At 54.4% G+C, this 14,507-nt stretch carries 9 protein-coding genes and 5 pseudogenes; 9 read left to right on the forward strand and 5 right to left on the reverse strand.

Annotation, left to right across the window (positions count from 1 at the left end; translation table 11 throughout):
* The first annotated feature begins 162 nt into the window (after window positions 1-162).
* Window positions 163-1,042, forward strand: a pseudogene (locus tag ACB028_RS11260) (IS1595 family transposase).
* A 109-nt stretch (window positions 1,043-1,151) separates the two neighbouring features.
* Window positions 1,152-2,873, forward strand: a complete 1,722-nt coding sequence (locus tag ACB028_RS11265; RefSeq protein WP_371144309.1) for a DUF6056 family protein — start codon at window positions 1,152-1,154, stop codon at window positions 2,871-2,873.
* A 165-nt stretch (window positions 2,874-3,038) separates the two neighbouring features.
* Here ACB028_RS11265 and ACB028_RS11270 read toward each other — a convergent pair.
* A pseudogene (locus ACB028_RS11270) lies at window positions 3,039-3,944 on the reverse strand (IS3 family transposase); the annotation flags it as partial.
* Between the two features lie 61 nt (window positions 3,945-4,005).
* Between ACB028_RS11270 and ACB028_RS11275 the strand changes: the two are divergent.
* A complete protein-coding gene (locus ACB028_RS11275; RefSeq protein WP_371144310.1) occupies window positions 4,006-4,191 on the forward strand; it encodes a hypothetical protein in 186 nt (61 codons plus the stop codon).
* Window positions 4,192-4,200: 9 nt separating this feature from the next.
* Here ACB028_RS11275 and ACB028_RS11280 read toward each other — a convergent pair.
* A pseudogene (locus tag ACB028_RS11280) lies at window positions 4,201-5,365 on the reverse strand (IS3 family transposase).
* A gap of 64 nt (window positions 5,366-5,429) precedes the next feature.
* Window positions 5,430-5,555, reverse strand: a pseudogene (locus tag ACB028_RS11285) (transposase); the annotation flags it as partial.
* A gap of 87 nt (window positions 5,556-5,642) precedes the next feature.
* On the opposite strand from ACB028_RS11285, the pseudogene ACB028_RS11290 reads away from it, so the two are divergent.
* Window positions 5,643-5,945 (forward strand): annotated as a pseudogene (locus tag ACB028_RS11290) (phage tail protein); the annotation flags it as partial.
* 76 nt (window positions 5,946-6,021) lie between these two features.
* A complete protein-coding gene (locus ACB028_RS11295; RefSeq protein ID WP_371144311.1) occupies window positions 6,022-7,080 on the forward strand; it encodes a phage late control D family protein in 1,059 nt (352 codons plus the stop codon).
* A 135-nt stretch (window positions 7,081-7,215) separates the two neighbouring features.
* Here the strand turns inward: ACB028_RS11295 and ACB028_RS11300 are convergent, their stop codons facing one another.
* On the reverse strand, window positions 7,216-8,022 hold the full coding sequence (locus tag ACB028_RS11300; protein WP_371144312.1) for a crotonase/enoyl-CoA hydratase family protein: 807 nt from the start codon (window positions 8,020-8,022) through the stop codon (window positions 7,216-7,218).
* A gap of 187 nt (window positions 8,023-8,209) precedes the next feature.
* Here ACB028_RS11300 and ACB028_RS11305 point away from each other — a divergent pair, with 187 nt between their 5' ends.
* The 4 genes from ACB028_RS11305 (at window position 8,210) to ACB028_RS11320 (ending at window position 12,699) form a co-directional block, all read left to right on the forward strand.
* The gene (locus tag ACB028_RS11305; protein ID WP_371144313.1) at window positions 8,210-9,997 is read left to right on the forward strand and encodes a putative nucleotidyltransferase substrate binding domain-containing protein; all 1,788 of its coding nucleotides are present in this window, start codon (window positions 8,210-8,212) and stop codon (window positions 9,995-9,997) included.
* Window positions 9,998-9,999: 2 nt separating this feature from the next.
* A complete protein-coding gene (locus tag ACB028_RS11310) occupies window positions 10,000-10,626 on the forward strand; it encodes a 3'-5' exonuclease (protein WP_371144417.1) in 627 nt (208 codons plus the stop codon).
* A gap of 109 nt (window positions 10,627-10,735) precedes the next feature.
* Window positions 10,736-11,047, forward strand: a complete 312-nt coding sequence (locus ACB028_RS11315) for a DUF485 domain-containing protein (RefSeq protein WP_371144314.1) — start codon at window positions 10,736-10,738, stop codon at window positions 11,045-11,047.
* Window positions 11,044-12,699 carry a cation acetate symporter gene (locus tag ACB028_RS11320; protein ID WP_042069558.1) on the forward strand — a complete coding sequence of 552 codons (1,656 nt, stop codon included), beginning with the start codon at window positions 11,044-11,046 and terminating at the stop codon, window positions 12,697-12,699. The genes ACB028_RS11315 and ACB028_RS11320 overlap by 4 nt, the downstream gene beginning before the upstream one ends.
* Before the next feature lie 86 nt (window positions 12,700-12,785).
* On the opposite strand, the gene ACB028_RS11325 is transcribed toward ACB028_RS11320, so the two are convergent.
* Window positions 12,786-14,012, reverse strand: coding sequence for a glycoside hydrolase family 18 protein (locus ACB028_RS11325; protein ID WP_371144315.1), 1,227 nt, complete (start codon window positions 14,010-14,012; stop codon window positions 12,786-12,788).
* Window positions 14,013-14,507 lie beyond the last annotated feature (495 nt).

The raw sequence follows: 14,507 nt of genomic DNA on the forward strand, positions 1-14,507 counted from the left end.
CGAGTTTGAATTCAGCAGTAAATGAGCGACGTAGTCTTGTCATTGAACACCTCTGGTCATGGTGGCGACTGTACCACCTAAAACGGTGTCCGGGATGATTAGACCACTACACTGTTTCCTCAGCTGACCCTGCGCCAACGCCGTGTTGCCCGGCAGGAGCTCATGTCTCCACACCCCATTACCTCGCTCAATACCCAGTTACCAGCATGCAACGGTTGCCCTCATTGTCAGACCGAAGCCGCTCAGCTGGCGCCCTGGGGTTGGAGTCGGGGACTGCGCCGCTACCGTTGCAAACTGTGCCTGCGCACCAGCTCCGTGCTCACCAAGACCCCCCCTGGCCAGGTTGCGCAAAGCCCAGTGCTGGGAAGACTACGCGCAAGCCCTCATCGAAGGACTGACCGTTCGCCAGGCAGCAATACGTTGCGGGGTCAGCAAAAATACAGCCTTCCTCTGGCGCTACCGCTTCTTACGGGCGATGGCTGACCATCAAGCCACATGGGAAGAGGGCATCGTTGAGGTCGATGAGACCTTCTTCCTCGAGTCGTTCAAGGGGCAACGGGGGCTGCCGCGTCCGCCACGGCATCGTGGTGGTAAAGGACGAACCCGTGGCACCGGGTCGGATTACATCCCGGTGATGGTGGTGCAAGACCGGGCAGGCCATCATGCGGATTTTCAGATGGAGCAGATGAATGCCGAGACGGTGATAGCGCTCCTGAAGCCGCTGGTGTCACCGGAGGCCGTGCTGTGTAGCGATGGTGCGGGAGTGTATGCCAGTTTCAGCCAGGCACAGGGAGTGACACATCAAGTGGTGCACAATCGTCAGGGAGAGCGAGTGGTCGGTGCGTATCACATCCAGCACGTGAACGGATATCACCATCGGTTGAAAGCGTGGATGGATCGATTTCATGGTGTGGCGACCCACTACCTGAAGAACTATCTGGGTTGGTGCAGGATGCTGGAGCGTTACGGAAGGGGTGTGAATATCAAAGCGTGTTTGCATGAGGCGCTGGAGCGCCCCATGCAACACGTAATTGGGACATAGCCTTTTGTTAGTGTATAATCCTACGCTTGAAATTATAACCATAGATATATAAATAATGTGGTTGTCAGCTCCGTTATTATAAATATCCATTATTGGCCAAGGTGAAGAAATGCCTTTTATACTTAAAAATAGACATATTACATTATTGCTTGTTGTTTTTGCTGTTTTATTTTACCTTGTATTACCAGTTCAGATGTATACGCCATTGCATTCAGATGATTACTCCTATTTCTTTAATGGTGGGGATATAGCAAAAATATACAACCATTATATGTCATGGAGTGGACGCCTTTCGGCAGACATTACCAGCAGCACAATGCTTTATTATTTAAGCAAACCAGTATATTCAGCCCTTAATTCATTAGCACTTATAGCGCTGGTGTTTCTCATATCATATCTCCCTGCTAACCTAACCAATAGAAAAATAAATTTCAATGACATTGCAATTTGTGTTGTTGTATTTTTATCTTATTGGGTAGCGAATACAAATCTGGGGCAAACATCATTTTGGATTGTAGGATCCGCCAATTATCTCTGGACAAATCTCTACATTCTTATATATATAAACTTGCTCGTGTCATTAACAAAGAAAACCTCAGGATTTTATCTACACACCCTGTGCCTTTTTGTTACTGGTATTATTGCTGGGTGTACCAATGAAAATACTGGTATCTTTGCATGTTTATTTAGCATTTTTTTGTGGATCTTCTTTTTAGCTGAGAGACAAAAAAACCAGAATATAAAGTTTGCAGTCGGCTCTGCAGGGACATTACTTGGGTGGTTAGTGCTTATTCTTGCTCCTGGTAACTCAATACGCGCTCAACATATATCATTCATAAACTGGTATAGCCAAAGTATTTCATGGCGAGTTGACGAGCATGTTTTGACCAGGTTTTCTGCTATGATGGGGAGCTATTGGCAGATTTTTCTAATCACAATTTTTGTGTCAGTAGCTTTCAACTTAATAAAAAATCATGAGCAGAATAAAAATAATAACCTTGTAGCCAAGGCTGCTATTTTCTTCTTTTTCACATCAGTTCTGTCAGCGCTAATGTTAATAGGAGCGCCTGTAATTCCTGAAAGAAGTGGCAATGGTACTTTAGTGTTTTTACTTATAATGTTTGCTTTTGTGGCCAACATTTTCAATGTAAATAGCCTCAAAACATCTATATATATAAATTTATTGCCTCTGTTCTTCCTTCTTTCATACTTCATACCATCCTATCATCTTATTTATAGAGCTTACAGTGCAACTCATTATCAGGAGATTGTTAGAGGGGAAATTATAAAGTCATCTAAAATGGATGGTAATAAGAACATTTTAATTCCTGACTTTAATTTCTCAAGATTGATTAAGCTCAGCGATAGGTTCGACTCTTACCATAATGCGGATGCTATGGGTAGATATTGGGGTGTAGAACCTATAAACATATACCAAGTTCCATTTAATTATGGGGTTATCGTTGAAAATGATAACTCCATACGAACTATAGTATTAGACAAAGAATTATCTAAAGGGGTAACAGTTTCTAAAATATTCATATATGAAGCGCCTAAAAAACCTTTCTATAAAACAGAGACCCACCTACTTACCGAACTAAGTTTCAATCCGGAAACCCTACCTAAAAACCAAATGATATATATGCATTTGAGCGGTTCAAAAATCCTTGAGAAAGGAAATGACTTTGTAAAAACATATGGATTTATTAATGCAGATATTGGACGCGGCATTGGGTACCGAATTGGTGAAAAATATTATGTAGACCAAGTCCTGCTAGATGGAATTACCGCTAATGATATTGAAAATATTGACATTGGAATTGTGCAATGATATAATTAAAATCATTTAAATGAATTTAACCAATAAAGGAGCCTATTTTTAAAAATAGGCTCCTTTATTATTTATTGGCGGAATATAAAAACAGAACCCACGTTGGTCACAGAAGCTTTACTCTAATAATGTGTGTTATTGGATGTGTGAATCGCCCCGGCTTCTCTAGACACTTTTGAGCCTTTCGAAATATTGCTTTTTACACTCTATTGGCGATAGCCCATTGTTGAAACTGTGCCGACGCTTGGGGTTGTAAAACATTTCAATGTAATCGAACACATCCTGCCGGGCCTCCTCGCGATCCGCATAGGTTTTACGTCGGATCCGCTCGCGTTTTAGGAGCTGGAAGAAGCTCTCCGCCACCGCGTTATCGTGACAGTTGCCGCGTCTGCTCATGCTGGCCTTGAGCCGGTGCTCCCGCAAAAAATCCTGCCAGTCATAGCTGCTAAACTGGCTACCTTGGTCGGAATGAACCAACACTTCCTGCTCGGGTCGTCGTCGCTACACCGCCATCAGTAACGCGCTGATGGCCAACTCTCGGTCGATCCGTGGCCTCATTGACCAACCAATGACTTGTCGTGAGAACAAATCCTATACCGCGGCCAGATAGAGCCAGCCTTCATGGGTTCGGATATAAGTGATGTCCGTTACCCAGACCTTATTTGGCTCAGTCACATCGAACTGGCGCTCAAGATGATTCGGTGCAACTACTGCTGGCCAGCCACCATAATGACCGGGACGGCGACGATAACCGGTTTGTGAACGTAAACCCTCATGACGCATTAATCGCGCTGCTCGGTGTTTCCCGTAGGTCTCGCCCATCTCTCGCAGGTCATCCCGGATCTTGCGATAACCATAGACGCCCCCGCTTTCTAGCCAACATTGCTTGATCTGGCCCAGGAGGCGTTGGTCTTCCAGGGCTCGGGCAGATAAAGGCTGGTACTGCCAGGCGTAATAACCGCCCGGGTGGACATTCATCATTCGACACAGTCTGCGGATGGGATGTGTGGACGCATGCTCCCGGATGAAGGCGAACCTTACCCTGACAGCTTGGCAAAGTACGCGGCGGCCTAATGGGATGGTCTGCTCCATCCACCCCGCTATGCTGGAGCCAGCATCAAGGAGGCTGATCATGACCCAATCGCAGATTTACATTTACGGCATCGATTTAGGTAAAAACTGGTTTCACCTGGTGGCGATGGATCGCATGGAGCATGTATTGACCAGGCAAAAGCTCACTCGTGCACAACTGAAACAGTTCATCAGCACGACCCCACCTTGTCAGGTCGCCTTCGAAGCATGTCCTGGTTCGCAATAGTGTGTGTGGTCAACTAAATCCGGACACTTGGTTAGGCCGAACCTCGGCTTTTGCTGGCGGTATCCCGTCATTGTGTTGATGTGGACGCCGCCAGTTGTAGTAATCCATCAGGTAATAACTGATATCTCGTTTTGCCTCTCGCAAGCTCATATATCCCATAGCCGGAAGCCACTCTGACTTCAGGCTTCTGAACAACCGTTCCATCGGGGCGTTATCCCAGCAGTTTCCACGTCGACTCATACTCTGGGTCATGCGATAGCGCCACAGTCGTTGCCGAAATGCCCGGCTGCCATATTGGCTGCCCTGGTCGGAGTGAAACAGCACACCGCATGGGCAACCCCGCTGCTGATAGGCCATCTCCAGTGCTTTGATGGCCAGCTCTGCATCAGGCTTATCAGACATCGCCCAGCCCACGACCCGCCGGGTGTACAGGTCAAGAACCGCTGCCAGGTAATGCCAACGACCACCTGCCCAGACGTAGGTGATATCGCCACACCACACCTGATTGGGTTGCTGGACATCAAATTCGCGGGCCAGCAGATTGGGAATGTCCGGTCGTTCAGACTGTGCCACCTTATAGCGGTGTGCGCCCCGCTGTTTGGATGCCAGCCCGGCTTCCTTCATCAAGGTTCCGTATTCTGAATCGGCCAATCTGATACCCCAACTCTCGCATCATCGACATCAAGGCGCGGCTGCCCGCTGAGTTCCGGCTCGCTTTGAACAAACGGCGCAACTCACAGCGCTGCTGCATACGCTCACAGTTAATCGCCCGCCTGCGGGCCAGATAATCGTAAAAAACAGGAAGTGGGAACATCGAAAGCGCAACAGACCAAGGTGATGGGGGCTTGCTCCCTTAATCGGTCTATCAGCGCGTACGTGTGAACTCGTCCGCCATCAAGAGAGCAGTAGCCTTTTTTAGAATGTCCTTTTCACGTTCGAGCCGGTTGATGCGGGCTTCCAGCTCCTGAATTTTTTGCTGCTCCGGAGTCAGTGCTTTGCCGATTGGGGTTGTGCCACTGCGTTCGGATTGCAGTTGCTGAACCCAGCGGCGCAGTACGGTTTCACCGACATCCAGTGAACGGCTGGCTTCAGGGACAGAATATCCCTGGTCGAGCACCAGGGATGCGGCGTCGAGTTTGAATTCAGCAGTATATGAGCGACGTAGTCTTGTCATTGAACACCTCAGGTTATGGTGGCGACTGTACCACCTAAAATGGTGTCTGGGATGATTAGACCACTACACTGATCCAGGCGTAAAGACTGTGGCTGGAAACACCAAGCCGCTCAGCAACCTCTGCCACTGGATAATTGCGCTCAGTCACTTGCTTGACGACGGCCAGTTTGAATTCTTCCGTGTAACGTTGCTATTTGCTCATAACACCTCCTGAATGACCTCAGTTTGAGGCTCTTGGGGTGTCGAGGAAAGTAGGGGCGATTCACTCACCGGCGGCCCCGTGTCTCTGGACCTCTTGCGCCAGATGGGCGACAGCAGTGAAGCCTTCCCCCTCATCCAGGGTGACGGCGTGATGCGTGGCGCCTTCGTGATTGAGGGCATCAGCACCACCCGCACCGCGTTTTTCAGCGACGGCACCGCCCGCCAGATTGACTTCACCATCAAGATGAAACGGGTAGATGACAACGACAGCACGCTGGGCAACACCCTGCTCGGCCGCACCGCTGGCAACCTGTTCGGCCGCCTCGGTGCGGGCAAGCTCATCAACAGCGCCGGCAAGCTGCTCGGGGGGATCCTCTGATGGACTTCGCCTCGTTCGCCAGCCAGCTGGCCCAGAATATCGGCCTCACCAACCCCCTCGATGCCAGGGGCATCCCGTGCCGGCCTATCAGGTCACGGTCGATGGCAGCGACATCTCCGCCGCCATCCGCCCGCGCCTGATGAGCATGACCATCACCGATAACCGCGGCTTCACCGCCGACACCATCGAGATCACTCTCGATGACAGTGACGGTCAACTCGCCATGCCGCGCCGGGGCGCCAGCCTGCGGGCCTTCATTGGCTGGCAGGGTAGCGCCCTGGTCGATAAGGGCACCTATCACATCGATGAGGTGGAGCACAGCGACGCGCCGGATGTGCTCACCATCAGGGGCAAGTCGGCCTATCTGCGCGGTGGCATGAACAAGCTGCACGAGCGCAGTTGGCACCAGAGCATCGTGGAGCAGGTGTCGACCCCCTACTCGCTCACCCCTTGCGTGGGAGAGACTTTCAAGGGCCAGCAGATCGACCACATCGACCAGACCAACGAAAGCGATCTCGCCTTCCTCACCCGACTGGCGGACCAGTGCAATGCCATCGCCACCGTCAAGTCAGTCCGCCTGCAGTTCATCAAGGCGGGTCAGGGCTCCACCGCCAGCGGGTTACCGCTGCCCGCCATCACCATCACCCGCCAGGACGGCGACCAGCACCGCTTCTCGGTAGCCGACCGCGACGCCTACACTGGCGTCACCACCTACTGGCAAGACCACAATAAAGCCGAAAAGAAGAAAGTGGAGGTTAGGCGCAAGACGACCAAGCCGAAAGAGGAACCGGCCCTGCCGCCCGGGGTAGTCGTCAACAAGAAGGAGAACGAGCTGCTGGTCGGGAGCAACGAGAACGTGAAGGAGCTGCGCCACATCTACGCAACCCAAGCCAACGCCATGCAGGCCGCTCGGGCAGAATGGGAGAAACTACAGCGCGGTGTGGACGAGTTCGATATCACCCTCGCCAAGGGCCACCCCGAACTCTACCCGGAACAACCCACCACGGTCAGAGGGTTCAAGCCGCAGATCGATGAGGCCTACTGGCTGCTCACCCAGGTGGTGCACGGCCTGACCAACCAGGGCTACACCAACCGCCTGCAACTCGAAGCGAAGCTGGAAGAACTGCCGGAGTGACAGTCATCGCCGCTCAATAGCCGTGGACAACTTTGGGGCAGTGAAAATACTAAAACCAATAAAAACATACTGTTAAGATCGTAATGATGGCAGCCTAGGCTGCCATTTTTTATTTCCCTTGTAGAGGTTTCCGGCTCAGAGGGTGTTGCGCCTGGGGCCGAACGGCAGGCGCCAGCGCAGCAGGCTGTTGATAGTGGCCCGCCACTGGTTGGGGCGCCCCAGGATCTGCTTTTGCAAGCGGGTCTCCTCCTTGAGCATCGCCTCGTCGCTGCGCGCCCACGCCTGGCTGTAGAGCTGCTTGATCCCCGCGAGCGCATCGGGGGACTTGGTGATGAGCGTTCTGGCAAACTCCCGCGCCTCCCCCAGCGGATCCGGGCAGACCCGGCTGACCAGACCGAGGCCTTTCGCCTCCGGGGCTAGCAGCTCGCGGCCCGTCATGGCCAGCTCCATGGCGCTGTCCACTCCCATCAGGTTACGCATGGTGACGCTGCCGCTCATGTCGGGGATGATGCCCCACTTGATCTCCATCACCGAGAAGCGGCAATCCGGCGTGCTGAAGCGAAAATCGGCACCGAGCGCGATCTGCAGGCCGCCACCGAAACAGACCCCCTTAGTCACCGCGATGACAGGCACAGGTAACTGATGCCAGCCATAGGCCACCCGCTGGGCCAGGTTGGTGGCTTCGTCCGCCTCGCGCCTGAGGATCTCGAGGGCCGCCACCGGCTGCTTGAGCATGGACTTCACATCAAGCCCGGCACAAAATGCCCGCCCCTCACCATGGAGGATCACCGCCCGCAAGCCCTTGTGCCGCTGTAACTGGCCGAGCGTCTCGTCGATGGCACTGAACATGGCCCTGTCCAGCGCATTGAGTTTGTCTCCTCGCGTCAACATCACCTCGGCGATGCCGTCCCGGATCTCGCACTTGACCCTTGGTTTCTCCATTTCCCTCTGCCTCTCCTGAGTATCAACTGGTCATACCACAACGTTATCAGAGTGTTACCATCAGGTACAGGGAGCCCGCCATTTTCCTGCCCGGGAGTGCATGCGAGCGCCCAGTGCGACTAAAGTCGGCTGGCTGCCCCCCGGTCACTTTGTCAGACTGAGTCCATATCACTGGCCAGGGATCGCCATGACAACACTCTTCAACTTCGCCCGCCCACCGTTTGACAATCTGGCCGCCGACGCCCGCCAGCGGCTCGAGCAGAGCCTATCAATCTGTTACTTTCGCGCCGGCGAGACGGTACTCAGCGCAGGCGACACGCCCCCCGGTCTCTATCTCATCATCAAGGGTGCGGTGGAGGAGTCCGCCCCCCATCATCAATTTGGTGACTATGGTTGCGATGATCTGTTCGATGTGCGGGCCCAGTTTGATGGCCACTGCCGCCACACCTTCACCGCTCTGGAAGATACCCTCTGCCAGCTGATCCCTAGGCAGACCTTTCTGGCCCTGTGCGAGCAGGATCCCGCCTTTGCCAGCTACTTCACCGCCAACCTGGCAGAGCGTCAGCGCCAGCAGGAGCAGCGTGAGCAACTGGGCCAGAAGAACCTGGCGGAGTTTATCCTGACCCGGATCGCCCCCGAACACCTGCAGCCGCCTCTTGTCGTCGACAATCGCCTGTCGCTGCTGGCAGCTACCGAAGCCATGGTGGCCAAGAGCAGCGACTGCCTCATCTATCCCGCCCGGGACGGCAGCCTGAGCCTTGCCACCCGCAAGACCCTGTTGCATGCCCTGACCCTCAAAGGGCTGCCCCTGACGGCGCCGCTCTCCCTGCTGACGCCAGCCCCCCTGATCGGCCTGCCGCAGGAGAGCTATCTGTTCGATGCCCTGCTGCTGATGACCCGTCATCGCATCAAGCGGCTGGTGATCTGGCATCAGGGAGAGGTCGCCGGGATCCTGCAACTCACCCAGGTGCTGGGGCTCTTCTCCACCCACTCACACGTATTGACCCTGCGCATCGCCCGCGCCGATACACTCCCTGCGCTGGAGGCGGTAGCCCGTGAGCAGCTGCAACTGACCCGTTCCCTGTTTGCTCAGGGCATTCACACCGCCTTTTTGATGAGGCTCATCGCCACCGTCAACGAGCAGCTGATCGCCAAGGCGTTCGCCCTGGTGATCCCGCCCGAAGTGCAGGAGAAGGTGTGCCTGCTGATGCTGGGCTCGGAGGGGCGCGGCGAACAGATCCTCAAGACCGATCAGGACAATGCCCTGATCCTGCCTGCCGATCTGCACTGGCCCGGCCAGGAAGCAGATCTGGCCGCCTTCAGCGCCCTGCTGGAGCACCTCGGCTATCCTCTCTGCCCCGGCCAGGTGATGGTCAACAACCCGGAGTGGGTCAAAACGGGGGAGCAGTGGCAAAGCGCCATCACCCGCGCCTGCACCATGGCCAGTGAGGCAGAGCTGCTCTGGCTTGCCACCCTGGCCGATGCCCATCCCATTGCCGGGGATCGCACTCTGCTCTCCCCCATTGCCCGCACCTTGCGGGAGCAACTGAGAGACAGGCGGGATCTGCTGGCGGAGATGGTGAGGCCGGCGGTAGCCTTTCATGCTCCCCTCACCCTGTTTGGCCGGCTGGAGCGTTCGGCCGAGGGGTTGGATCTCAAGCGGGGCGGACTCTTCCCGCTGGTGCACGGGATCCGCATGCTGGCGCTGGAGGCCGGCATACTGGAAACCGCTACCCTGGCACGCATCGATGCCCTGGTGGCGGCCGAGCGCATCAGCGCCGAGTATGGCAGCAACCTGGCGGAGGCATTCCGGCTGTTTATCCGCCTGCGCTTGCGCAGCCAGCTCAAAAATGGCGACAGCCGGGTGCAGGCCAATGAGCTCAGCCACAGCGAGCGGGATCTGCTGCGCCATGCCCTGCATCAGGTGAAAAAATTCCAGCAGTGGCTCACCTTGCACTTTCGTCTGAGACAATGAGCATGCTGGACTGCCTGCGACGCTACTGGTATGGCCGCGCTTTTCGGGATGGGGAGTTTGCCCCGCTCTTTGCCGCGCCGCCGCAAGATGAGCTGGTTGCCCTCGATTTCGAGACCACCAGCCTGGATCCCGCCCGCGCCGAGATCGTTGCCATCGGCGCAGTACGGCTCCAGAGTAACCGGCTGCTGACCGGCGAGGCGCTTGCCATCAAGGTGCTTCCCCCCGCCAGCCTGACCGCCCAGTCCGTGACCATCCACGGCTTGCGCCACCAGGATCTGCAGCAGGGCATGCCGCTGGAAGCCGCGCTGCGCCAGCTGCTGGCCTTTATCGGGCCACGCGAACTGGTGGGTTATCACATCGCCTATGATCTGCGCATCCTCAACCTGGCCTGCCAGAAACAATGGGGCTTGACCCTGCCCCAACGGGGCATAGAGGTGAGCCGTCTCTATCACGACAGCCTCTATCGGCGTTACCCGGATGCAGTCATCGATCTGCACCTGGCCGCCATCTGCCATCATCTGGCCCTGCCTGCCCTGCCCGTCCACGATGCCCTTGCCGACGCCATCACCGCGGCTCTCATCTATCTACGCCTCACCCGGGGCGGGCCACTGGCTTATCCCAAAGTCTAATTGTCCACAAATAACATTTAATTCACATTTTGATTACATGGGCAGCCAAGCTGCTCGTCAGGGCAACCCCCTTTATCCACCGCTGACACTCATGTCATGGAGAACTGCAATGGAACAGCAAAGCTATCTGAGGATCCAGCAAGATCCCAACTTCCAGGAGCTGGTCGCCAAACGCCAGCGTTTTGCCTGGACCCTCTCGGCCTTGATGCTGGGGCTCTACCTGGCGTTTATCCTGCTTATCGCCTTTGACCCTGCCTGGCTCGGCACCCCGCTGAGCGAAGGCTCCAATATTACCCGCGGCATCCCGGTCGGGGTGGGGCTGATCCTCGCCTCCTTCCTGCTGACCGGCATCTATGTGTTCCGTGCCAACGGCGAGTTTGACGAGCTGAACCAGAAGATCCTCAAGGGAGTGCAATCATGAAAGGCAAGTCTTTGCTGCTGTTGGCCTCTCTGGCCTCTTCCCCCCTGCTGGCAGCCGATGCGCTGACCGGCGACGTCCAGCGCCAGCCCCTCAACATCCCGGCCATCGTGATGTTTGTGGCGTTCGTGGCGGCGACCCTGTTCATTACCTACTGGGCCTCCAAGCGCAACCGCTCGGCCTCCGACTACTATGCGGCAGGCGGGCGTATCACCGGCTTCCAGAACGGTCTGGCCATCGCCGGTGACTATATGTCCGCCGCCTCCTTCCTCGGCATCTCCGCCCTGGTTTATACCTCGGGCTATGACGGCCTCATTTACTCCATCGGCTTCCTGGTGGGCTGGCCCATCATCCTGTTCCTGATCGCGGAGCGGCTGCGCAACCTTGGCAAGTACACCTTTGCCGATGTGGCCTCCTACCGCCTCAAGCAGACCGAGGTGCGTACCCTCTCCGCCTGCGGCTCTCTGGTGGTGGTCTCCCTCTACCTGATCGCCCAGATGGTGGGTGCCGGCAAGCTCATCGAACTGTTGTTCGGCCTGCAATACCACATCGCCGTGGTGCTGGTCGGCATCCTGATGGTACTCTACGTGCTGTTTGGCGGCATGCTGGCCACCACCTGGGTACAGATCATCAAGGCAGTGATGCTGCTCTCCGGTGCCAGCTTCATGGCGCTGATGGTGATGAAGTCGGTCAACTTCGATTTCGGCACCCTGTTCTCCGAGGCGGTCAAGGTGCACGCCAATGGCGCCGCCATCATGAGCCCGGGTGGTCTGGTCTCCGACCCCGTCTCCGCCATCTCGCTCGGATTGGCATTGATGTTCGGTACCGCCGGTTTGCCCCATATCCTGATGCGTTTCTTCACCGTGAGCGACGCCAAGGAAGCGCGTAAATCCGTGTTCTACGCCACCGGCTTCATCGGCTACTTCTACATCCTGACCTTCATCATCGGCTTTGGTGCCATCCTGCTGGTCAGCACCAACCCGGCCTTCAAGGACGCCACCGGCGCCCTGCTCGGCGGCACCAACATGGCCGCAGTCCACCTGGCCGACGCCGTGGGTGGCAGCCTGTTCCTGGGCTTCATCTCTGCCGTCGCCTTTGCCACCATCCTGGCGGTTGTGGCAGGCCTGACTCTGGCGGGTGCCTCTGCGGTCTCCCATGACCTCTATGCCAGCGTGCTGAAGAAGGGCAAGGCCAACGAAGCCGACGAGCTGCGCGTCTCCAAGATGACGACCCTGGTGCTGGGCGTGGTCGCCATCGGTCTGGGGATCCTGTTCGAGAAGCAAAACATCGCCTTCATGGTGGGTCTGGCCTTCTCCATCGCGGCGAGCTGCAACTTCCCGGTGCTGTTCCTCTCCATGTTCTGGTCCCGTCTGACCACCCGTGGCGCCGTCTACGGTGGCTGGCTGGGTCTGGCGAGCGCAGTAACCCTGATGGTGCTGGGCCCGACCGTGTGGGTGAAGGTGTTGGGTCATGCCCAGGCCATCTTCCCCTACGAGTACCCGGCGCTCTTCTCCATGGGGCTGGCATTTGTCGGGATCTGGTTCTTCTCTGTTACCGACAAGTCCCAGGCTGCTGCCGACGAACACGCCAAGTTCCTGCCGCAGTTCGTCCGCTCCCAGACCGGGCTCGGCGCCTCCGGTGCGACCTCCCACTAACAGTCAAGGTCTTGAGACAAGCCGGCCCAGTGCCGGCTTTTTCTTTTCCTTTTGTCATTGCCGTTCATAAACTCGTTTCCCAACCCTCACTGCGCCTGGTCGGCAACCCAGGCTGGATTTTGCGTGCAAATATTATCAACCGTCATGCCGCTCATGACCTGATAGGCCGCATGGATCAGCGAATACTCAGGTTTCGCCGCATCGAGAGGCGCCTCCCAAAACATGACGCCACCCAGTTTCGTTGATAATGCAAGCTCGGTTTTCTTAATAATAAGGGGGAGCCCATTATAATAATTGGTTTTGTTTTCGGCTGGCTTGGCCACATCAGGTATAAATTCAAAGCTATTTCTGCATGCATTCACAACGCTGTAGCCCTGCGGAGAGACAAGCTCACCAAATTCATTCTGGTTCCAACTCGACGTATCTTCATTTTCCTGATCCGGATGTTGTAATGTGATGTAGCTCCAATCTTGCCAATTGTTTCGGCTATAGACGGGCAACCCCAACATCACTTTCTGCGGTGGTACTTTTCTTTTGTTCACCCAGTAATCAATACTGTCTATCGCATGTTGAAAGGTACTGTGATTTTCAAATTCCATGTCGTATGCCATGAGATTAATACTATCAAAATCTCTTAACGTTGAATCCAGATATGCGTCGGCATTCCCGCTATCTGTCATTTTATCTCTGGTACCAATGACTGCTGACGACAAATATTTATTCCGTTTATGTAGTTCATTGGCAAGTTCTCTGACAAATAAAGCGTATTCGTCTGCAAATTGCACCCTAGGGTATTCCCAGTCAATATCAATACCATCAACACCATACTCTTCAACCAGTGCCATTATGTCAGAGATAAATAACTTTCGTTTTTCAATATTGCGCGCTATCTCTTCAAACACCAGATCGAAACCGTCATCATCTCCTCTCCAACCGCCTATCGCGATATATATCCTGGCATTCGGATTGGATTCCTTTCTATAGGCAACCAGCTTATCCAGATCTTGTTTCTGGGCTGGCGTCAATGACTCCAACTCACCCGTAGCAGCATCTCGTGGATTAACAAAGGCGACCACATAATCAGTTATCTCCTTTCCTCTGGCCTGTATATTCTGCATAAATGTCTTTTCATAACGACCAATTGACAGGTACACAATATTACGCGGTGTTGTTATCACATCAGGCCCGGCAACAGCCTCTGGTAGTTCAATCGAACTCGGTTTTTCATCGACATACCTGATGTCGGTCTTGCAACCAGAAAGCAGGCCTATAACGATAATGAATAATAACCATATTGTTGACATATCACGCATCTCCCTATCTCCTTTGTTCTCTTCATCACTCCTAAAAATGCGCTATCGCCAAACCAGACACGACGGCACTATCGCTATCCAAACTCGCGTCATCATGATCCGACACAAAAGTAGTCTTCCTGAATATCAGGATCGCAGCTCTTGTTGCATCGTCCTTCCTGTCCATACAGACAGAAGATCATTAATATATCGATCAGGTTATTAGCCATGCAGTTCATATACTGTCACTGACATTCTGTATCATTAAATTTCAAGCAAGCATAATTTCAAAGCATGTTCAGTCAAAGGCTGCGTTCAAAAACATGTGATTCGAATAGCATTATTCAACATCTCATCCACCTGAAAACAATAATGGTTAGAGAGACGACAATTTCTGGCTGTTTTTTCACATATCCCTCCCCTCTTTTCTGGAGCACTCGGAGTCTGGCTATCTTTATTGATCGCGAGGAAACGGGCGTTAAAAACTGTCTCGCACATACAGAAGACAATGCACAA

The sequence above is a fragment of the Aeromonas sp. S9(2024) genome (assembly GCF_041403185.1).
Lineage (GTDB): Bacteria > Pseudomonadota > Gammaproteobacteria > Enterobacterales > Aeromonadaceae > Aeromonas > Aeromonas enteropelogenes.

Excerpts from the sequence above, each read along its gene's own strand:
- ACB028_RS11265 (WP_371144309.1), top strand. The coding sequence starts at position 1,152 with ATGCCTTTTATACTTAAAAATAGACATATTACATTATTGCTTGTTGTT.
- ACB028_RS11320 (WP_042069558.1), top strand. The coding sequence starts at position 11,044 with ATGAAAGGCAAGTCTTTGCTGCTGTTGGCCTCTCTGGCCTCTTCCCCC.
- ACB028_RS11275 (WP_371144310.1), top strand. The coding sequence starts at position 4,006 with ATGACCCAATCGCAGATTTACATTTACGGCATCGATTTAGGTAAAAAC.
- ACB028_RS11300 (WP_371144312.1), bottom strand. The coding sequence starts at position 8,022 with ATGGAGAAACCAAGGGTCAAGTGCGAGATCCGGGACGGCATCGCCGAG.
- ACB028_RS11305 (WP_371144313.1), top strand. The coding sequence starts at position 8,210 with ATGACAACACTCTTCAACTTCGCCCGCCCACCGTTTGACAATCTGGCC.
- ACB028_RS11315 (WP_371144314.1), top strand. The coding sequence starts at position 10,736 with ATGGAACAGCAAAGCTATCTGAGGATCCAGCAAGATCCCAACTTCCAG.
- ACB028_RS11325 (WP_371144315.1), bottom strand. The coding sequence starts at position 14,012 with ATGCGTGATATGTCAACAATATGGTTATTATTCATTATCGTTATAGGC.
- ACB028_RS11310 (WP_371144417.1), top strand. The coding sequence starts at position 10,000 with ATGCTGGACTGCCTGCGACGCTACTGGTATGGCCGCGCTTTTCGGGAT.